General features: G+C 73.4%; 17 protein-coding genes and 1 tRNA gene. 10 read left to right on the top strand and 8 right to left on the bottom strand.

Annotated elements, in window-relative coordinates; translation table 11 throughout:
- Positions 1–26: 26 nt before the first annotated feature.
- Together ACZ7H1_RS00885 and ACZ7H1_RS00890 are read left to right on the top strand one after the other, a co-directional pair.
- Positions 27–1,655 (top strand): glycoside hydrolase family 71 protein, encoded by a 1,629-nt coding sequence (locus tag ACZ7H1_RS00885; RefSeq protein ID WP_470782537.1) that lies wholly within the window; start codon positions 27–29, stop codon positions 1,653–1,655.
- Between the two features lie 169 nt (positions 1,656–1,824).
- Positions 1,825–2,985, top strand: a complete 1,161-nt coding sequence (locus ACZ7H1_RS00890; protein ID WP_470782539.1) for an aminotransferase class V-fold PLP-dependent enzyme — start codon at positions 1,825–1,827, stop codon at positions 2,983–2,985.
- A 40-nt stretch (positions 2,986–3,025) separates the two neighbouring features.
- Here ACZ7H1_RS00890 and cobF read toward each other — a convergent pair whose 3' ends face one another.
- Positions 3,026–3,778, bottom strand: a complete 753-nt coding sequence (gene cobF / locus ACZ7H1_RS00895; protein ID WP_470782540.1) for a precorrin-6A synthase (deacetylating) — start codon at positions 3,776–3,778, stop codon at positions 3,026–3,028.
- Positions 3,779–3,839: 61 nt separating this feature from the next.
- Here cobF and ACZ7H1_RS00900 point away from each other — a divergent pair, with 61 nt between their 5' ends.
- The 4 genes from ACZ7H1_RS00900 to ACZ7H1_RS00915 are packed head-to-tail and all read left to right on the top strand — an operon-like array spanning position 3,840 to position 7,171.
- Positions 3,840–4,595, top strand: coding sequence for a (Fe-S)-binding protein (locus tag ACZ7H1_RS00900; protein ID WP_470782542.1), 756 nt, complete (start codon positions 3,840–3,842; stop codon positions 4,593–4,595).
- Positions 4,592–6,130, top strand: coding sequence for a lactate utilization protein B (locus ACZ7H1_RS00905; RefSeq protein WP_470782544.1), 1,539 nt, complete (start codon positions 4,592–4,594; stop codon positions 6,128–6,130). Before ACZ7H1_RS00900 ends, ACZ7H1_RS00905 begins: the two co-directional genes overlap by 4 nt.
- Positions 6,127–6,774, top strand: coding sequence for a LutC/YkgG family protein (locus tag ACZ7H1_RS00910; RefSeq protein ID WP_470782545.1), 648 nt, complete (start codon positions 6,127–6,129; stop codon positions 6,772–6,774). Before ACZ7H1_RS00905 ends, ACZ7H1_RS00910 begins: the two co-directional genes overlap by 4 nt.
- Before the next feature lie 4 nt (positions 6,775–6,778).
- Positions 6,779–7,171 (top strand): VOC family protein, encoded by a 393-nt coding sequence (locus ACZ7H1_RS00915; protein WP_470782546.1) that lies wholly within the window; start codon positions 6,779–6,781, stop codon positions 7,169–7,171.
- Here ACZ7H1_RS00915 and ACZ7H1_RS00920 read toward each other — a convergent pair.
- Positions 7,168–7,683 (bottom strand): DUF309 domain-containing protein, encoded by a 516-nt coding sequence (locus tag ACZ7H1_RS00920; RefSeq protein WP_470782548.1) that lies wholly within the window; start codon positions 7,681–7,683, stop codon positions 7,168–7,170. The genes ACZ7H1_RS00915 and ACZ7H1_RS00920 overlap by 4 nt on opposite strands.
- 107 nt (positions 7,684–7,790) lie before the next feature.
- Here ACZ7H1_RS00920 and ACZ7H1_RS00925 point away from each other — a divergent pair.
- A tRNA-Pro gene (locus tag ACZ7H1_RS00925) sits at positions 7,791–7,864 on the top strand.
- A gap of 145 nt (positions 7,865–8,009) precedes the next feature.
- Positions 8,010–9,386 carry a phosphatase PAP2 family protein gene (locus ACZ7H1_RS00930; RefSeq protein ID WP_470782550.1) on the top strand — a complete coding sequence of 459 codons (1,377 nt, stop codon included), beginning with the start codon at positions 8,010–8,012 and terminating at the stop codon, positions 9,384–9,386.
- Here the strand turns inward: ACZ7H1_RS00930 and ACZ7H1_RS00935 are convergent.
- Positions 9,372–10,031 (bottom strand): HutD/Ves family protein, encoded by a 660-nt coding sequence (locus ACZ7H1_RS00935; RefSeq protein ID WP_470782551.1) that lies wholly within the window; start codon positions 10,029–10,031, stop codon positions 9,372–9,374. The genes ACZ7H1_RS00930 and ACZ7H1_RS00935 overlap by 15 nt on opposite strands.
- A gap of 234 nt (positions 10,032–10,265) precedes the next feature.
- Between ACZ7H1_RS00935 and ACZ7H1_RS00940 the strand changes: the two genes are divergently transcribed.
- Both ACZ7H1_RS00940 and ACZ7H1_RS00945 read left to right on the top strand, forming a co-directional pair.
- On the top strand, positions 10,266–11,606 hold the full coding sequence (locus ACZ7H1_RS00940) for a cytochrome P450 (protein ID WP_470782553.1): 1,341 nt from the start codon (positions 10,266–10,268) through the stop codon (positions 11,604–11,606).
- Positions 11,607–11,699: 93 nt separating this feature from the next.
- Positions 11,700–13,541 (top strand): ABC transporter ATP-binding protein, encoded by a 1,842-nt coding sequence (locus ACZ7H1_RS00945; RefSeq protein WP_470782555.1) that lies wholly within the window; start codon positions 11,700–11,702, stop codon positions 13,539–13,541.
- Positions 13,542–13,583: 42 nt separating this feature from the next.
- Here the strand turns inward: ACZ7H1_RS00945 and ACZ7H1_RS00950 are convergent, their stop codons facing one another.
- Genes ACZ7H1_RS00950 through ACZ7H1_RS00970 form a run of 5 tightly spaced genes read right to left on the bottom strand, consistent with a single transcriptional unit; the run spans position 13,584 to position 19,215 of the window.
- On the bottom strand, positions 13,584–14,924 hold the full coding sequence (locus tag ACZ7H1_RS00950; RefSeq protein WP_470782757.1) for an aldehyde dehydrogenase family protein: 1,341 nt from the start codon (positions 14,922–14,924) through the stop codon (positions 13,584–13,586).
- Between the two features lie 55 nt (positions 14,925–14,979).
- Positions 14,980–16,296 (bottom strand): flavin monoamine oxidase family protein, encoded by a 1,317-nt coding sequence (locus tag ACZ7H1_RS00955; protein ID WP_470782556.1) that lies wholly within the window; start codon positions 16,294–16,296, stop codon positions 14,980–14,982.
- Positions 16,297–16,337: 41 nt separating this feature from the next.
- Positions 16,338–17,429, bottom strand: a complete 1,092-nt coding sequence (locus tag ACZ7H1_RS00960) for an ABC transporter ATP-binding protein (RefSeq protein ID WP_470782758.1) — start codon at positions 17,427–17,429, stop codon at positions 16,338–16,340.
- 5 nt (positions 17,430–17,434) lie between these two features.
- The gene (locus ACZ7H1_RS00965; protein ID WP_470782557.1) at positions 17,435–18,337 is read right to left on the bottom strand and encodes an ABC transporter permease; all 903 of its coding nucleotides are present in this window, start codon (positions 18,335–18,337) and stop codon (positions 17,435–17,437) included.
- Positions 18,334–19,215 (bottom strand): ABC transporter permease, encoded by an 882-nt coding sequence (locus tag ACZ7H1_RS00970; RefSeq protein WP_470782559.1) that lies wholly within the window; start codon positions 19,213–19,215, stop codon positions 18,334–18,336. Before ACZ7H1_RS00970 ends, ACZ7H1_RS00965 begins: the two co-directional genes overlap by 4 nt.
- Position 19,216: the final 1 nt, after the last annotated feature.

Raw genomic sequence — 19,216 nt, forward strand, 5'->3', positions numbered from 1 at the left:
GGCCGTTGGGGCACCGGCGCAAAGGATTGCGCGCCAGACGGCCGCTGGCGGCCTTCTTCGTCGCGGCCTTCCTCCTCGTCGGGGTCTGCACGGCGGCCGGCTTCGCCTGGGATCCCTTCCGCGCATCGGCGGAGGAGGAACGCTCCGCGCCGCAGATCGGCGACGCCTGGTCCGCGCCGCCGCGCCGCGGGGGCGGCAGCGCGCCGGTGACGGCCCTGCCCCGCGTCCCCCGGACGCCTTCCGCCCGGCCCACCGTCAGTGCGGAGCCGCCGCGCGGGGAACCCCCGCGCGAGGCCGTACGGCCCGCCGGGGCGCTGCCCTTCGACATGCCCTCGGCGGACCGCCTGCGGGCGAGCGGCCGGCTGGTCTTCGCGCACTACTTCACGCCGTACCCGCTGTCCCTCGACAACGACCCGGCGCACAAGGACTACTACACCCGCAACTACCTCAAGCCCGACGGCGAGCGCGGCAAGCACCAGCGGTACGGCGGACTGCTGCGCGACCGGCCGCTGCCGGTCGCCCCGAAGCCGGGCAACTGGGAACTGGCCAACCTGAAGCAGGAGGTGCGCACCGCCCGTGCCGCCGGTCTCGACGGCTTCACGCTCGACCTGCTGTCGCTGTCCGGCAAGAACTGGGAGCGCTCCAGGATGCTGCTGGAGGCCGCCCGTTCGGTCGACGCCAAGTTCAAGATCATGCTGATGCCGGACATGACCTCCCTGAACACGGACCCGGCGCGGCTCGCCGACTCGCTCGCCCAGCTGGCCTCCTCGCCCGCCGCACACCGGCTGGCCGACGGGCGCCTGGTGGTGTCGCCGTTCAAGGCCGAGGCGAAGAGCCCCGCCTGGTGGTCCCAGGTCATGGACAACCTCCGGCAGCGGCACGGCATCCGCACCGCGCTGGTCCCGCTGTTCCTCGACTTCGGCGCCCACTCGGACGAGTTCGCCCCCATCAGCTACGGCTTCTCCGAATGGGGCAGCCGCAGTTACGTCGGCCAGGAGAGCGTCACCAAGGACGTCAAGCGCGCACACGCCCTGGGCAAGAAGTGGATGCAGCCGGTGTCCGTCCAGGACGCCCGCCCCAACCAGGGCATCTACGACGAGGCGGGCAACACCGCGACGCTGCGCACCACCTGGAAGCGGGCCATCGCGGACGGCGCCGACTGGGTGCAGCTGACCACGTGGAACGACTACTCCGAGGGCAGTCAGTTCGCGCCCTCGCTGCACAACGGCCACGCCTATCTGGACCTCACCTCCTACTACCTGACCCGCTTCAAGACCGGCAGCTGGCCCGTGATCGTGCGGGACACCCTGTACCTCACCTCGCGGGTCCAGTTCGCCGGAGCGGACCCGACCGGCAGCCAGTCCCTGGTGATGGCGCTGCGCCGCGGCTCGGCGGCGCCCCGGGACCGGGTCGAGGTGCTGAGCTTCCTGACGGCTCCGGCGAGCGTGCGCAGCACGGTCGGCTCCGTGCGGTCCGCGCACGAGGCCCCGGCCGGGCTCCACGCCAAGCTGCTGCCGCTGCGGCCGGGCACCAGCTCGGCGGCCCTGAGCCGGGGCGGCCGCACGGTCGCCGCCGTGACGCTCGACTACCCGGTCAAGCGGGTGGTGACGGTCCAGGACCTCCAGTACTACGCGGCGACCAGCGGACGGGAGTAAGAGGGGGAAGACGGTACGGGAAGGCGGTACGGGGGAGGCCGTACGGGGGCGTGGGCGTGGGCGCGGCCGGGCTGCGGGCGCGGCGCGCCGGGGCGGGGTTCCGGGAGGAGCTCAGGCCACGGCATGATCCATAGCGGCAGACCACGCCCCCGTACCGGCAGGAGACCCCGTGCCCGCACAGACGTCCAGCAGCCGCCCTCTCGCCGCATTCCCCGGCGGACCGGACCTGTTCCGCCTCGACCCGGCCGTCGTCCACCTCAACCACGGATCGTTCGGCGCCGTCCCGATACCCGTCCTGGAGGCCCAGGCGGGATTCCGCGCCGAGCTGGAGGCCGACCCCGACGCCTTCTTCCTCGCGGCCCCCGAGCGGATCGAGGCCGCCCGCGGGCTGATCGCCGCCCGCCTCGGCGCCGACCCGGCCGGCATCGCCTTCGTCTCCAACGCCACCGAGGCCGCCAACATCGCCCTCGGCTCGCTCAGCTTCGCCGAAGGCGACGAGATCCTGGTCACCGACCACGGCTACGGCACGGTCAGCGCGGCCGCCGCCCGCCGCGCGCCGCTGCGCACCGTCGCCCTGGACCCGGAGCTCCCGGACGAGGAAGCGGTGTGTGACGTTGTACTGGCAGCTGTGACACCCCACACCAAGGTGGCGGTCCTCGACCACATCACCTCGCCCACCGCCCGGATCGTCGCCGGGCCGCGGCTCCTGGCCGCGCTCGCCGAGCGCGGGGTGACCACCGTCGTGGACGGCGCCCACGCCCTGGGCATGCTGCCCGACCCGCTGGCCGGGGGAGCCGACTTCTGGTTCGGCAACCTGCACAAGTGGGGGTACGGGCCGTCGGGCAGCGCGATCCTCGCCGTGGCCCCCCGCCACCGCGCGGCCGTCCAGGCGCTCGTGCCGTCCTGGGAGGACCAGCACGGCTTCCCGCGCTCCGTCGAGAACCGCGCCACCGCCGACTACACCGGCTGGCTGGCCGCCCCTGGGGGCCTCGACCTGCTGGACCGCCTCGACGCCGCCCGGGTGCGCGCCCACAACGAGGCCCTGGCGGCCCACGGCAGCGCGCTGCTCGCGCAGACGGCCGGGCTTCGCCCGCTGCCGTACAGCGACGGCGTCGCGATGCGCACCCTGCGGCTGCCCGCGGGCGTGGCGCGGACCCAGGACGAGGCCCGTGCCCTGCGCATCGAGGTCTTCGACCGGCTGCGCACCCGGGTGAACACCTTCGGCAGGCCCGGCGGCGGGGGCTTGCGGATCTGCGGGCAGATCTACAACCGGCCCGAGGAGTACGAGCAGTTCGCCACCGGTCTCGCGAAGCTGCTCGACGGCCGCTGAGCTGCCCCGCCCGGCCGCCGCAGGCGGCCGCCGGCCCGGGTCAGCCGCGCCGCAGCAGGTAGGTGTCCATGATCCAGCCCTTGCGGGCCCGCGCCTCGGTCCGCAGTTCCTCGATGCGCTCCGACACCTCCGCCAGCGGGCCCTGGACCAGGATCTCGTCGGGGGTGCCGACGTACGCCCCCCAATAGATGTAGAGGTCCTTGTCGAGGTGGCGGGTGAAGGCGTGCCGCGCGTCCAGCATCACCACGACGTCGTCCGCGTCCTGCGGCCAGCCCTCCGCCAGGCGCCGGCCCGTGGTGATCTGGACCGGGCGGCCCACCCGGTTCAGGTTCGTCCGGTGCTTCGCCAGCAGGGCGGAAACGCTGCTGATGCCCGGGACGACCTCGTAGTCGAACGCGACCTCGCCGCGGGCGGTGACCTCTTCGAGGATCGCGAGCGTCGAGTCGTACAGCGACGGGTCGCCCCACACCAGGAACGCGCCGGTACCGTCCTCGGCGAGGTCCTCGGCGATGAACCGCTCGAAGATCTCCGCCCGCGCACTGCGCCACCCGTCGACCGTCGGCGCGTAGTCGGCGGGGGTCCGGTCGCGGTCCGGGTCCCGGCCCTCGACCAGGCGGTGCCCCGGCTTGGCGTGCGCCGCCAGCATGTCGCGCCGCAGTCCGGTCAGGTCCGCCTTCTCCTCGCCCTTCTCCAGGATGAGGAACGCGTCCGCGGCCCGGATCGCCTTGACCGCCTGGAGGGTCAGGTGGTCCGGGTCGCCCGCGCCGATGCCGATGACATAGAACTTTCTCACCCGGCCGAGTCTGCCCCATGCCCGCCCGTCCGCCGCTGCCAGGTCCCGCTATCCTCCGGGCATGCGCGCCGCCCTGTTCGTCACCTGCGTCAACGACGCGCTGTATCCCGGGACCGGGATCGCCGTGGTCCGGCTGCTGGAGCGGCTCGGCGTGGAGGTGGCGTTCCCCGCCGCGCAGAGCTGCTGCGGCCAGCCCCAGTACAACACCGGGTACCGGCACGAGACCGAGCCGCTGCTGCGCCGTACCGCCCGGGCCTTCGAGGGCCACGAGTACGTGGTCACCCCCTCCGGGTCCTGCGCGGCCATGGTCCGCGAGCACTATCCGCGCATCGGCCGCAAGGCCGCCGCCGAGGGCCGCGGCCCGGAGCTCGCGCGGCTGGCGGACTCGCTCGCGCCCCGGGTGTACGAACTGACCGAGTTCCTCGTCGACGTCCTCGGCGTCACGGACGTCGGTGCGTACTTTCCGTACACGGTGACATATCACCCGTCATGCCACGGTCTGCGCGGCCTCGGCCTCGGCGACCGCCCGCGCCGCCTGCTCCAGGCCGTGCGCGGCCTGGAGCTCGCCGAACTGCCCGACGCCGCCGAATGCTGCGGGTTCGGCGGCACCTTCGCCCTCAAGAACCCGGACGTCTCGGCTGCCATGGGCGCCGACAAGGCGGCGGCCGCGCTCTCCACCGGAGCGTCCGTCCTCTGCGGCGCCGACAACTCCTGCCTGGCCCACCTCGGCGGCATCCTGCACCGGCAGGGCGCCCCGCTGCGCGCCCTGCACCTCGCCGAGATCCTGGCCGCCACCGAACAGGAGCCCCTGCGGTGACGGGCACCTTCGTCGGCATGCCGGCCTTCCCCCGCGCGGCACGGGAAGCCGTACGGGACGAGACCCTGCGCGCCAACCTCCGGCACGCCACCCGCACCATCCGCGACAAGCGCGCCGGAGCCGTCGCGGAACTCGACGACTGGGACCGGCTGCGCGCCGCGGGCAAGGCAATCAAGGACCATACGCTCCGCCACCTCGACCGCTACCTGCTCCAGCTGGAGGCGGCGGTGACCGCGGCGGGCGGCACCGTGCACTGGGCCGCCGACGCCGACGAGGCCAACCGGATCGTGACCTCGCTGGTCCTGGCCACCGGAGAGCGGGAGGCCGTCAAGGTCAAGTCGATGGCCACCCAGGAGACCGGTCTCAACGAGGCCCTGGAGGCCGCCGGCATCGCCGCCTACGAGACCGACCTCGCCGAGCTCATCGTGCAGCTCGGCCACGACCGCCCCTCGCACATCCTGGTCCCCGCCATCTACCGCAACCGGTCCGAGATCCGCGACATCTTCCGTTCCGAGATGGGTCACTGGGGCCGCCCGGCCCCCGATCCGCTGGGCACGGACCCGCGGGAACTGGCCGAAGCGGCCCGGCTGCACCTGCGCGAGAAGTTCCTGCGCGCCAAGGTCGGCATCTCCGGCGCCAACTTCATGGTGGCCGAGACCGGCACCCTCGTCGTCTTCGAATCCGAGGGCAACGGCCGCATGTGCCTGACCCTCCCCGAAACCCTGATCTCCGTGGTCGGCATCGAGAAGGTCGTCCCGACCTTCCGCGACCTGGAGGTCTTCCTCCAGACCCTGCCGCGGTCGTCCACCGCCGAGCGGATGAACCCGTACACGACCATGTGGACCGGAACCACGGACGGCGACGGGCCGCGCGCCTTCCACCTCGTCCTCCTCGACAACGGCCGCACCGACACCCTCGCCGACGAGGTCGGCCGCCAGGCGCTGCGCTGCATCCGCTGCTCCGCCTGCCTGAACGTCTGCCCCGTGTACGAGCGCGCCGGCGGCCACGCCTACGGTTCGGTCTACCCGGGCCCGATCGGGGCCATCCTCAGCCCCCAACTCCGCGGCACCGCCGGCGAGATCGACGCCTCGCTGCCGTACGCCTCCACCCTCTGCGGGGCCTGCTACGAGGTCTGCCCGGTCGCCATCGACATCCCGGAGGTCCTCGTCCACCTGCGCGAACGCATCGTGCAGGGGGCCACCGTGACCCGCCGCGGCGTCCGCGTCACGATCCGGCCCGCCCGCGGCCACACCGCCGAACGGGCCGCCATGCGCGCCGCCCGCCTCCTCCTCGACCACCCCGGTGCCCTCCGCGCCGGCGAACGGCTCCTGGCACGGGCCCGCCGCCTGCGCCCCCGGCGGCTGCCGGGCCCGGGCCGGGCCTGGACCGACAGCCGCGCCCTGCCCGAGATCCCCGCCGAGCCGTTCCGCGACTGGTGGCGCCGCGAGCGCGGGAACGGACGCGGCCCGGAGCAGCCCCCGCGTCTGCCGCCCACACCACCCGCACCGCCCCGCGACGAGGAGGGAACGGCGTGACGGGCAGCAGCCGCGACACCGTGCTCGCCCGCATCCGCCGGGCCCTGGCCGACGCACCACCGGCGCCCGGGATCCCCCGCGACTACCACCGGGTCCACGGCGCCCGCACCCCCGCCGAGAGCGCCGACCTGCTGGCCCACCACCTCGCGGACTACCGGGCCCGCGTACACCGCACGGACGAGCAGGGGCTGCCGGAGCTGCTGATGCGGCTGCTCACCGGACACGGGTCCCGCTCCGTCCTGGTCCCCGACGGGCTCCCGCCCGCCTGGCTGTCCGCGGCCGGCCCCGGGGCGATCACCCGGGTCGCCGACCGGGCCGCCTCCACCGCCCGCGAACTGGACGCCGTGGACAGCGTGGTCACCGGCTGCGCCCTGGCGATCGCCGAGACCGGCACGATCGTCCTGGACGGCGGCCCGGCACAGGGCCGCCGCCGCATCACCCTCGTCCCCGACCACCACGTGTGCGTGGTGCGGGTCCCGGAGCAGGTGGTGGACTCCGTACCGCAGGCGCTCGCGCGGCTGGACCCCGCGCGCCCGCTCACCTGGATCGCGGGCCCCTCCGCGACGAGCGACATCGAGCTCGACCGGGTGGAGGGTGTCCACGGCCCCCGCACACTGGAAGTGGTCCTGGTGCGGTCACAATGAGCCCATGCCCTCACATATCGCCCTGACCGCCCTCGTCGTCACCGACTACGACGAGGCCATCGACTTCTACACCCGGGCCCTCGGCTTCGACCTCGTCGAGGACACCGAGCGCCCCGACGGGTCCCGCTGGGTCGTCGTACGGCCGCCCGGCGCCACCGAGTCGGCCCTCCTGCTCGCCCGCGCCAAGAACGACGCGCAGCGCGCCCGCGTGGGCGACCAGACCGGCGGCCGCGTCGGCTTCTTCCTCTACACGCGCGACTTCGCGACCGACCACGCCCGGATGACCCGGGCCGGCGTGCACTTCCTGGAGGAGCCGCGCCACGAGACGTACGGATCGGTCGCCGTCTTCGAAGACCTGTACGGCAACCGCTGGGACCTGCTCCAGCCGGCAGGCTAGGGCAGCGTCAGCCGGGGGGCCTCGGCCGCCGCGTCCACCGGACCGGCGGCGGCCTCCACCCGCCCGGCCAGCGCCCGGGCCCACCGTACGAGCCCGGCCAGGTCCATCCCGTACGCGCCGCCGCCCGCGGCTCCCCCCGCCTCCCCGGACTCCTCGATCCCGCGGGCGCCGCGCCGCAACAGCCGCGCCCCGCCCACGCTGTTGCCCCGCGCGGCATGAGTGAGCCCCACGGCCAGCTGCGCCAGCGCGCGCCACAGCGGAGCCTCCTGCTCCGGCCCGGACTTCCAGGCGTCCTCGAACACCTCGTGCGCATGGAACGGCATCCCCGCGTCCAGCAGCCGCTGCGCCTCCCGCACGGTCTCCTCGGGCGCCCGCACCACCCCCTCGGGCTGCCGCTCGACCCCGGCCGCGCCGTACGGCAGCGGCCGCCCCAGCCCGTCCCGGGGCCGGCCGCTCCGTGCCCGCCCGGCGCTGTCCCGGTCCCGCCCGTCCGTCCCGTCAACCCCGTTCACCCCGCCATCATCCTCCCCAACCGATCACCGGTGCCCACGCACCCCTCGACGTGGGGTAATGTTCTGTCTGCACGCCAACGCGGGGGAAACCCCAGGTCAGCGGGCATCGGGACGTGGCGCAGCTTGGTAGCGCACTTGACTGGGGGTCAAGGGGTCGCAGGTTCAAATCCTGTCGTCCCGACTGTGCTTTACGCACGTCGGAGGCCGTTCTCTCATCCGTGAGAGGACGGCTTTTCGTGTACCCGCGACCGGTCAAACGCATCTGCTCCGTTAGCATGTTCGGGTTAACAGCGGTCACGTTGAAACCATAATCAATCGGCTGAAAATTGATATCTACGGTAACGCGAGCGCTCTCGCGAATAAACGGCGGAATCAAGTCCGCCTCATGGCGTCAACCCCGCGTCGTGCTGTGGGTCGCCGTGAGCGTGGTGGCCCTCGGATTCCTCGTCGCACTGGAGATCGCTGCGCGTCACTACGGCGTGCCGGGTCCGATCACCGTCCAGGCGCGCGAGGTGATCTTCGCCCCGCAGTCGGGGACCGTGCTGTACGCCAGCATGGCGTTGATGATGGTCGTGCTCACCTGGCGCCAGCGGTTCATCGCGGTCGGTGCCGCGATCGCCATCGACCTGGTCTTCTGGCTCGTGCGGGGGCTCGTCGGTGCCGAGATGATGTTCGGCAACGGCGCATTGCTGGTGACCCTGGCCTGTGCCGTCTTCGCCTTCACGCACCGCACCGGCCGCGAGCGCCTCCTGCTGCTGAAGGGCGTCGGACTGGCCCTGCTGCTGGTGGCCGGCCGCAAGACCGGCTACACCTGGCTGCTGATCACGACCAAGACCCGCCCGACGGTGCTCGACCAGTACGTGGCCGCCGCCGATCAGGCGCTGGGCAATCCGTCATGGGTGGCGGGCCGGATCGTCGAGGCCACCGGCGCGGTCGGCGCGCACGTCCTCGACTGGGTCTACATCCAGCTCGCCGTGGCCGCGGTCGCCGTCGCCCTGTACCAGCTGCGCCACGTGGCGGTGGACCGCGCCTTCCCGCGCCACCACCTGGTGCGGACGTTTCTGGTGATCGGCCTGCTCGGGCCGGGCATTTACATGATCTTCCCGGTGGTCGGGCCGATCTTCGCGTACGGCGCCGACGGCGGACAGTGGGCGCTGGCCGATCTGTGGCCGCACACTCCGCCGCCGGTCGATATCCCGCGCCCGATGCTCTTCGACGAGTTCACGCCGCGCAACTGCATGCCCAGCCTGCACACGGCGTGGGCCACCGCGATCTTCATCCACTCCCGCAAGGGCCCCAGGCTGCTGCAGTTCCTGGGCGCGTTCTGGCTGATCGCGACGCTCGGCGCAACGCTGGGCTTCGGCTACCACTACGGCGCCGACATCGTCGCGGGCGTCGTGTTCACGCTCACGATCGAGACGGCACTGCGCTCGCAGGCCCGTGGCTGGGACCGGCCGGGGATCCGGCTGACCGCCTACGGCGCCGCGGTGTTCGTCGCGCTCCTGGTCGCGTACCGCTACCTGTCGCTGGAGATGGCCGGGCACCCGTGGGTGTTCGGACCGCTGGTCATGCTGGCGATGGCATCGGTCGTCCACGGCTACGTACGGACCACCAGGCTCTGGGACCGGCAGGCCGCTTCGGTGCACCTGCCGGAACAGCGCCGCGAAACGCAGCCCGAACTGGTCGAGTCACGCCGGGCCTAGGTCGTGTCGTCGAAGTCCCGTCTGGCCGGCCCTCCGGGCGGACGACGCCACTTTGACGACACTCCCCAGGGCGACCACCGCCGCCCGCCCCTCCGTGCGGAGGAGGCGGGCCGGCGCATGCGGCACCAGGGCCGCGTCGTACGGGCCGAGTGCGACGCCGGGGCCCGGGGCCCCGGGGTGGCGGAGGGTCGCCGGGCCGTCGAGGGCGACGACCAGCAGGGCTTCGTCCGGCAGGGCGGTGAGGGCGAGCTCGCCCCGCACGACGGCGGTCCGGGCCCGGACCCGCCCCCTGCGGTACATCACGTTGAAGTTCACGACGGGTCCGCCGAGCAGCCGGCAGTCGGTCGGCCGGTCCCCGGGGAAGTCCTGGGGCGCGTAGCGCTCGTCGACGAGCCGGCGTACGCCGTCGACCGTGAGGTCCATGCCCGCGCCCTCGGCGAGCGTGAGCGTCCGCTCGACACCGGGGAAGCGGGAGAAGGCCCCGTCGGCAGCCACCTCGGCAAGGCTGACCCGCCAGGCGAAATCTCCGGTCCCGGCGCCCTCCGGCCAGGCCGCGATCTCGCGCGTGACCCCGCCGCCGTTCTTCCAGGGCTCCGCGGTCCGGTCGGCGGCGCGCAGGATCCGGATCTCGGCAGGGCCGGGCATACGGGGCTTCCTTCCCTCGGGTCGTCGTACCGCCCTGCGGGAGGGTGCGAACCCGGACGGTCGGGCCCGAGCCTATCGGCGCGGGCGGGCCCGCCCGCCGGGCGCCCGTGTCGTGGCGCCGTGCGCGGGGGCGCTGCCGGGGCGGGGTGTTGCGGATCGCGCGTGGTCGCCTACAGTGCGTGATGCCCGCATCCGGCCCGTGACGACGTACAGCCGCCGAACAGGAGCAGACCCGTGGCCACCCACGCCCGCCCCGGCTTCCTCCCGAGCCAGTCCCCGGCAGGCCGCCGGGTCCCCGAACTGGATCCCGACGCCGTTGCACAGTGGCAGGCCGGGGGAGGGGAGCTGATCGACCTCTTCGCCCGGGCGCGCGAACGGCTGGGCGGCGTCGCGGCGTTCCGGCTCGGGGCGGCGCGGCCGACCGTACTGGTCACCGCGCCCGAGGCCGTACAGCACGTGCTCGCGCTCCGGCCCGGACGGTACGTGAAGCGCTCGCACCGCGCCCGCCTGCTGCTCGGCGACGGCGTACTGGCCGCGACGGGCGAGGCGTGGCAGCGGCAACGACGGCTGCTCCAGAGCCAGTTCACCGGCCCCGGAATGCGCCGCTACGAACAGCGCATCGCCGGGGCCGCCCGCACCGCCGCGGCACGCTGGGACGGCCACGCCCGTACCGGACAGGTCTTCGACGTCGGCGAGGAGATGCGCCGCTTCGCCCTGGACACCATCTGGCGCTCCCTGACCGGCCACCCCCTCGACCCCGGCACCGAACGCGAACTGGCCGCCGTACCCGCCGTGGTGGCCGCACTGCCGCGCCTGCCCGCCGACGGCACCGCCGCAGCCGGAGCCGTCGCCGATGGAGCCGTCGCCGCCGAGCTGGCCAGGATCGACGCCGTCGCGAGCCGCGCCATCGCCGCCGCCCGCGACGGGCAGGCCGGACCCGACGGCCCCGGCCTGCTGCACGTCCTGCTGGACGCGGCGGGAACACGACCCGAGTACACCGACCGGCTGATCCGCGACGAGCTGGTCACCCTGCTGGTCGCCGGTCACGAGACCACCGCCACCACCCTCACCTGGCTCTACCTCCTGCTCGACCGCAACCCGCAGGCGCGGGAGCAGGCCCTCGCCGCGGGCGCCGAAGGCTCGCCCGAGCGCCGGCAGGCCGTACAGGCGCTCGTCCACGAAACGCTGCGCTTCTACCCGTCCGCCTGGATCCTGCCGCGCTGCGCGGCGGAAGACGACGTCCTCGCCGGGTTCGAGATCGAGGCCGGCACGGACGTGCTGGTCTGCCCGTACCTCACGCACCGGGACCCCGCGCTGTGGGACGACCCCGCGCGGTTCGATCCGGAGCGCTTCACCACCCCCGGGCGGCGCCCCGCCCACCCGGGGAGCTACCTGCCGTTCGGCATCGGGCCCCGCGCCTGCCTGGGCCTGCAGTTCGCCCTGCGCGAGTCGACCGTCCTCCTCGAACTCCTGCTGCCCGCGCACACTCCGCGCTTCCGCTCCACCCCTGCCAAGGCCGCCTACAGCATCACCGTCCGCCCGGACGGCCCCACCCCCGCAGTGCTGGACGGCTGACCCCGTGCGCCCCCGGTAAACGCTTGGACTGCGCGGGCGCCCCTGCGGGACACTGCGATTCCTGGCCTGCCGGTCCGACCATTCGGGGTTGGGATGGAAACGCCTGAACCGCAAGAAGACCCGCGACCGGGCAGGGGCCCGGTCCTCCTCGCACTCCGCTACTACGGCCGGGAGCTGGCCCGCCTCCGGTGGCACACGGCCCCCGCGATGCTGCTCCCCGCCCTCGGCAACATCGGCATCAACTACATCGCGCCGCTCGTCATCGCCAAGCTCGTCGGCCGGCTCGCACAGGACGGCGGGACGGGTGGCGCGGCGGGCGGCGGCATCGGCCTCGGCGCGACCCTTCCCTACGTACTCGCCTTCGGCGGCGTCCTGTTGCTCGCGGAGGCGCTCTGGCGCATCGGACTGCACTCCCTCAACCGCCTCGACGCCCTCGGTATCGAGCACCTGTACGTCATCGGCATGGACGAGCTGTTCGCCAAGGACGCGGCGTTCTTCCACGACAACTTCGCCGGATCGCTGACCAAGCGCGTCCTGAGCTTCGCCTCCCGCTTCGAGGAGTTCGTCGACACGCTGACGTTCTCGATCGTCGGCAGCCTCGTGCCGCTCGCGTTCGGATCGGTGGTGCTGTGGCACTACGAACCGCTGCTCGTCATCGGCCTCCTCGCCATGATCGCGCTGACGGCGCTGGGCGTGACGCCCCTGATCCGCCGCCGCCAGGCGCTCGTCGACCAGCGGGAGACGGCGATCGCCCGGGTCTCGGGCCACGTCGCCGACAGCCTCATGAACATGGACACCGTCAGGGCCTTCGCCGCCGAGGAACGCGAAGCCGCCGAGCACCGCTCGCGCGTCGCGGAGTCGCGGCGGCTCATGCTGCGCTCCTGGGACTACGGCAATCTGCGCATCGACACGCTCGTCGCGCCGATGTCCGTACTGACCAACGCCCTCGGCCTGCTGCTCGCCCTCGCGCTCGCCGGCGGCGGCCACGGCGTGGAAGCGGTCGTCGTCGCCTTCACCTACTACACCAACGCCACCCGGGTCATGTTCGAGTTCAACCAGATCTACCGCCGCCTGGAGAGCTCGATGACGGAGGCCGCGCAGTTCACCGGACTGCTGCTGACACCCCCGACCGTGCTCGACCCGGCAGCGCCGGAACCGCTGCGCCCGCGCGCCGCCGACGTGCGCTTCGAGCGGGTCGGCTTCGCCCACGCCGGCGCGGATCCCCTCTTCGAGAGCCTCGACCTGGCCGTGCCCAGCGGCGCGAAGGTCGGCCTCGTCGGCCGGTCCGGCGGGGGCAAGACCACGCTCGCCCGGCTGCTGCTGCGGATGACGGACATCGACGCAGGCCGGATCCTGATCGGCGGGCAGGACATCAGCAGGCTGTGCCAGTCCGACCTGCGCAGCCTCATCGCCTACGTGCCCCAGGACCCGGCGATGTTCCACCGCACCCTGCGCGACAACATCGCGTTCGCCAGACCGGACGCCACCGACGCCGAGATCCGCCGCGCGGCCGAGGCGGCGCACGTCACGGAGTTCGCCGATGCGCTCCCCGACGGGTTCGACACCATGGTGGGCGAGCGGGGCGTCAAACTCTCCGGCGGGCAGCGCCAGCGGGTCGCCCTCGCACGGGCCATCCTGCGCGACGCGCCGATCCTGCTCCTCGACGAGGCGACCAGCGCCCTGGACTCCGAAAGCGAGATCTTCGTCCAGGAGGCGCTGTGGCGGCTCATGGACGGGCGTACGGCGCTCGTGGTGGCGCACCGGCTGAGCACGGTCGCCGGCATGGACCGGCTCGTCGTCCTCGACCGCGGACGGATCGTCGAGCAGGGCACGCACCGGGAACTGCTCGCCGCGGAGGGTGCGTACGCGAAGCTGTGGCAGCACCAGTCGGGCGGCTTCCTCGACGACACCCCCGCCCGGGCCGACCTGAACTGACACCGGGCGCCCACCGCGGCGGCGCGGGCGGGGCCCGCCCGGTCAAAGCATCACGTGCTTCGGGTGGGTGTAGTCCAGGAGGCCGGAGAGGGACAGGTCGCTGCCGTAGCCGGAGTGGCCCACTCCGCCGTGGGGCATCTCGGAGACCGTGGTGCCGTGGGTGTTGACCCAGACGATGCCCGTGCGCAGCGCGCGCGTGGCGCGCATCGCCCGGTCGTGGTCCCTGGTCCAGACGCCTGCGGCGAGGCCGAAGCGGACGTCGTTGGCCAGGTGCAGGGCCTGCGCCTCGTCGGCGAAGGGCTGTACGGTCACCACCGGGCCGAAGATCTCCTCCTGCACGATCTCGTCGTCCTGGCGCGCCCCGGCGACCACGGTGGCCTGGTGGAAGTAGCCGGGGCGGGGGATCCGCGCGCCCCCGGCGACGATCCCGGCGTGGCCGGGCAGCCGCTCCAGCAGGCCCCGGACCGAGGCGAGCTGGGCGGCGTTGTTGAGCGGACCGAAGGCGGCCTCCCGGTAAGGGGCCGAGGAGGCGGCCGCGGCGAAGGCGTCCAGGAACGCGTCGTACACGCGGTGGTGCACCAGGAGCCGCGCGGGCGCGGTGCAGTCCTGGCCGGCGTTGTAGTACGCGACCTCGGCGAGGGCCGCGGCGGTGGCCCCGACGTCCACGTCGTCGTGGACGATGACCGGCGCATTGCCGCCGAGCTCCAGGTGGAGCCGCTTGAGGCCGGCCGCCGCGGCGGCCGCGATCTCCCGGCCCGCCCGTACGCTGCCGGTCACCGCGATCAGGGCGACGTCGCGGTGGGCGGTGAGGGCCCGGCCGGTGTCGCGGTCGCCGCAGACGACGTTGAGCACGCCCGGCGGCAGGTGCCCGGCGGCCAGCCGGGCCAGCAGCACGGACGAAGACGGGGTGCTGTCGGCGGGCTTGAGCACCGTGGTGTTGCCGGCGGCGATCGCCGGGGCGATCTTCCACACCGCCATCATCAGCGGGTAGTTCCAGGGGGTGATCTGGGCGCAGACGCCGACCGGTTCACGGCGCAGCAGGGAGGTGCGGCCGTCGGCGTACTCCGCCGCGGCCGCACCCGGCAGGTTCCGTGCGGCTCCGGCGAAGTAGCGGACGGTGTCGGCGATCGCGGGCAGTTCGTCGGCCCGGAAGCGCTCCGGCGGCTTGCCGGTGTCCGCGGACTCGGCGGCCGTCAGGGCGTCGGCGTGCGCCTCGATCACGTCGGCGAGGGTGAGCAGGGCGCGCTGCCGGGAGGCCGGAGTGGCCGCGGCCCAGCGCGGGTACGCCGCCGCGGCCGCCGCGCACGCGGCGTCGGTGTCGGCCCGGCCGGAGCGCGGTGCGTAGCCGTGGACCGTGCCGGTGGCGGGGTCGGTCAGTTCCATCGTCTCGCCCGAGGCGGCAGGCCGGTCGGCGCCCCCGATGTGGTTGCACAGCGTGTCAGCCACGGCGCAGCGCCTCCTCGGCGGCGGCGCGCCCGGTGCGGACGGCGCCTTCCATGTAGCCGGCCACCCACTGGTCGGATCCGCAGACGTAGAAGGGCGGTTCGTGGGTGCCGTGCCGCGGGCCGACCGCCGTGACGTCGCCGGGCGTCCAGTGGGTGACATACCCCTGGGTCCACGGATCGGTGCCCCACAGGCGCAGGTGGGTGGTGAGCGGCCGGTGCGCCCGGTCGCCGTAGAGGCGGGCGATCTCGGTGAGCAGCTCGGGGGCGCGCAGCGGGGCGGGGATGCCGAGCAGGACGCCGTACCGTTCGGGCGGGACGAGGGCGGAGAGGACGCCCTCGCTCTGCGGCCAGGTGCTGCCGAGGACGCCCTCGCACTCGGAGAGGCCGCTGCGGCCGCGGCGGCGCCAGAACGGCTCGTCGTACGCCGCGGTGAACTTGGCGGCGACGGCGTGGCGTTGCCGGTGCAGTGACGCGAGGCGCTCGTCGGAGACTCCGGTGACGGCGAGCGAGCGCAGCGGTCCCACCGGGAGGGCGCTGACGACGGCGCCGGCGGTGAGGGTCTCGCCGCCGGCCAGGCGTACGGTGCAGCCGCCGCTGCGGCGTACGGCCACGGCCTCGGCCGGCGCGCCGGTCCGGATCCGCCCGCCGAGCGCCCCGGCCATCCGCAGGGCCACCGTCGCGGAGCCCTCGGCCACCCGCAGGCCTTCCCACGCCTCGTACGCATACGCCTCGGGGCCGGGTACGGCCGCGTGCTTGCGCAGGGCGGCGAGCAGCGATGTGCGTTCGTACGAGCCGTCCGCGAGGGCGAGTTGGCCGATCTCCCAGAGGCGTACGACAGCCGGGGAGGCTCCCTCGGAGCGCAGCCAGCCGGCGACGGAGAGGCGGTCGAGGGCCGCGGCGCCGGGGTGGGACCACGGGTCGGCCGGGTCGACGGTCGCGGCGAGCGCGGTGAACGCGGCGGTGACCTTGCGGTGGCAGGCGTCGTCGCCGGGGCCGAACCAGTGGGGCGGGTCGCCGGCCGAGACGCCTTCGGGGGTGGCGCGGGTGAGGGCACCGGGTTCTGCGACGTAGCTGGGGACGAGGGTGAGGCCCAGTTCGGCGACGAGGGCGGTGTAGGCGGTGTGGGCGCGGCCCGCCACCTCGCCGCCGAGCTGGACGAGCCGGCCGTCGGGGAGCCGGGTCTGCTCGACGCGGCCGCCGACCCGCTCGCGGGCCTCGACGACGAGGACGTCCGCTCCGCCCGCGGACAGGTCGCGGGCGGCGCAGAGGCCGGCGAGGCCGGCGCCGAGGACGATGACGTCGTGGTTCATGGACGGGTTCCTCCGGTCGGTGCGCTCGGTCGGGCGTGCTTTCAGTCCAGGACCAGGCAGTGTTCGGGCTTCCAGCCGATCTCGACGCGTTCGCCGCCGCTCCAGCGGTCCTCCATGCGGGAGCGGACGGTGTTCTGCTCCAGTACGGACACGGTGACGCCCGGGGCGAGTTCGATGAGGTAGGTGGTGGTGGGGCCGGAGTAGACGGTCTCCCGGACGACACCGGCGACCTTGGCCATGCCCGGTTCGAAGTCGGAGAGCCAGATCTTCTCGGGACGGATCGAGAGGCTGACGCGGCTGCCGTCGGCGATGCCGGAGCGGGGACCGACGTGCAGGGCAGGGCCCTCGTCGAGGACGACGTCGCCGGAGCGGTAGGTGCCGGGGACGAGGTTGGAGGTGCCCATGAAGGAGGCCACGAAGCTGCAGGCCGGCCGCTCGTACACGTCTTCCGGGGTGCCGCACTGCTCGACCCGGCCCCGGTTCATGACGGCGACGCGGTCGGACATCGTCAGGGCCTCGTCCTGGTCGTGGGTGACGAAGACGAAGGTGATGCCGACCTCGCGCTGGATCTGCTTGAGCTCGACCTGCATGCGGCGGCGCAGGCTGAGGTCGAGCGCGGCCAGGGGCTCGTCCAGCAGCAGCACCTGGGGCCGGTTGACCAGGGCGCGGGCGAGGGCGACGCGCTGCCGCTGGCCGCCGGAGAGCGTGGGCGGCTTGCGGCCGGCCAGGTCGCCGAGCTGTACGAGGTCGAGCATGTCGGCCACCCGGGTGCGGATCTCGGCGCGGGCGACGCCCTTGCGCTTGAGGCCGAAGGCGACGTTGTCCGCGAGCGAGAGGTGGTCGAAGAGGGCGTAGCTCTGGAAGACGGTGTTGACGTTGCGTTTGTCGGGCGGCAGTCCGGTGACGTCCTCTCCGTCGAGCAGCACGCTGCCCTCGGTGGGGTCGGCGAATCCGCCGGTCATCCGCAGCAGGGTGGTCTTGCCGCACCCGGAGGGGCCGAGGAGGGAGAAGAACTCGCCCGGAGCGATGTCGAGGGTGAGGTCGTGGACGGCGTAGCTGCCGGCGGGCGCGCCGGCGTACCGTTTGCTGACCCGGTCGAGCCGGACGGCGGGGTGCGGGTACGGGTGCTGCATGGCGTTCACTTCCCGGAGAGGAGGTCGAGGCCGCCGCGGCGGCCGAACAGGCGCGGGATGACGAGCGCGAGGGCGATCAGGGCGATGGAACCGGCGAGCATCAGGGTGCCGACGGCGTTGATGGTGGGCTGGACGCCGAAGCGGATCGCGGAGTAGATGCGGACGGACAGCGGCTGCGGGTCGACTCCGGTGGTGAAGTACGCGAGGACGAAGTCGTCGAAGACGAGGGCGAAGACCAGCACCGCGGAGGCGAGGATGCCGGGCAGCAGGGCGGGCAGGGTGACCAGGCGCAGCGCCTGCCGGCGGGTGGCGCCGAGGTCCATCGCGGCTTCTTCGACCTCGGGGTTGAGGGCGGCGATGCGGGAGCGCAGGATCACCGTCACGTAGGAGACGGAGAAGGTGATCTCGGCGAGCATCACGGTGGTGGTGGACAGGGTGATGCCCAGGCCCTTGAAGAGCAGCATCGCCGCGACACCGGTGACGATCTCCGGGGTGATCAGCGGTACGAGCATGACCAGGCCCGCGAAGGAGCCGAGGCGGCCGCGGCTGCGGACGAGGCCGAGGGCGAGGGCCACGCCGAGGGCCAGCGATCCGGCCATGGCGACCAGGGAGACCTGCAGGCTCATCCCGACCGAGTCGATGAGGACGTCGTCGTGGAAGAAGGCCTCGTACCAGCGCAGGCTGACGTCCTCGAAGACGGTGAGGGACTTCTGCGAGTTGAAGGAGAAGAGGACGACGACGGCGACGGGCAGGTAGAGGAGCGCGAAGAAGACGGCGGTGACCGCGATGGCGAAGCGGGGGCGGCGCCCGGCGCCGCGGCGGCGCCTGCGGCGGGCCGGGCGGGCGAGGGGCCTGCGCAGGGCGGCGGTGGTGGTCCGGAGCGGCCGGAGGGCGGGCGGGAGGGTCATCGGGCCGCCTCCGCCTCGTCCTTGCGGGTGCGCCGGAGGTAGCCGAGCATCCCGAGGAACAGGACCGCCATCAGCAGCATGGTCAGGGCCGAGCCGAGCGGCCAGTTCTGGCCCTGGAAGAACTTGTCCTGGATCAGGTTGCCGATCATGATCTGGTCCGGGCCTCCCATGAGCTGGGCGCTGACGAAGTCGCCCATGGCGGGCAGGAAGACGAGGACGCAGCCCGCGGCGGCGCCCTGCCGGGTGGCGGGGACGGTGACGAAGAAGAAGGTGCGCAGGGGCCCGCCGTAGAGGTCGCGGCCCGCCTCGATGAGCGAGGTGTCCATGCGTTCCAGGGCTGCGTACAGCGGGATGACCATGAAGACCACGAAGCCGTAGACGAGTCCGGCGACGACGCCGGCGCCGGACTGGAGGATCCTGGTGTCGCCGTCCGCGAGACCGATGGACCGCAGCGCCCTGAGCAGGGGCCCGTCGTCGGAGAGGACGACTGACCAGCCGTACATCCGCACCAGGTAGTTGGCGAAGAACGGTACGACGATCGCGGCGATCAGGAGGTTCTTGAAGCGGCCGCCGCACATCGCGATGGCGTACGCGACCGGGTAGGCCACGGCCAGGCAGATGACACAGGTGATCAGCGCGTAGACCAGGGAGCGCAGCAGGACCGTACGGTAGGCCGGGTCGGCCAGGGCGGCGACGTTGCCGAAGTCGAGGCCGAAGCGCGGGTTCCCGAGCGGGTCGGTGGTGCCGAAGGCGAGCGTGGCCACCAGGAGCAGCGAGACGACGAGGAAGCCGGTCATCCAGACGGTGCCGGGGAGCATCAGCCACGTCCACAGCCGGGCTCCCGACGCGGCCGGGCCCTTGCGGGGGGTCGGTGCCATG

The organism is Streptomyces sp. NPDC037401, from assembly GCF_055602345.1.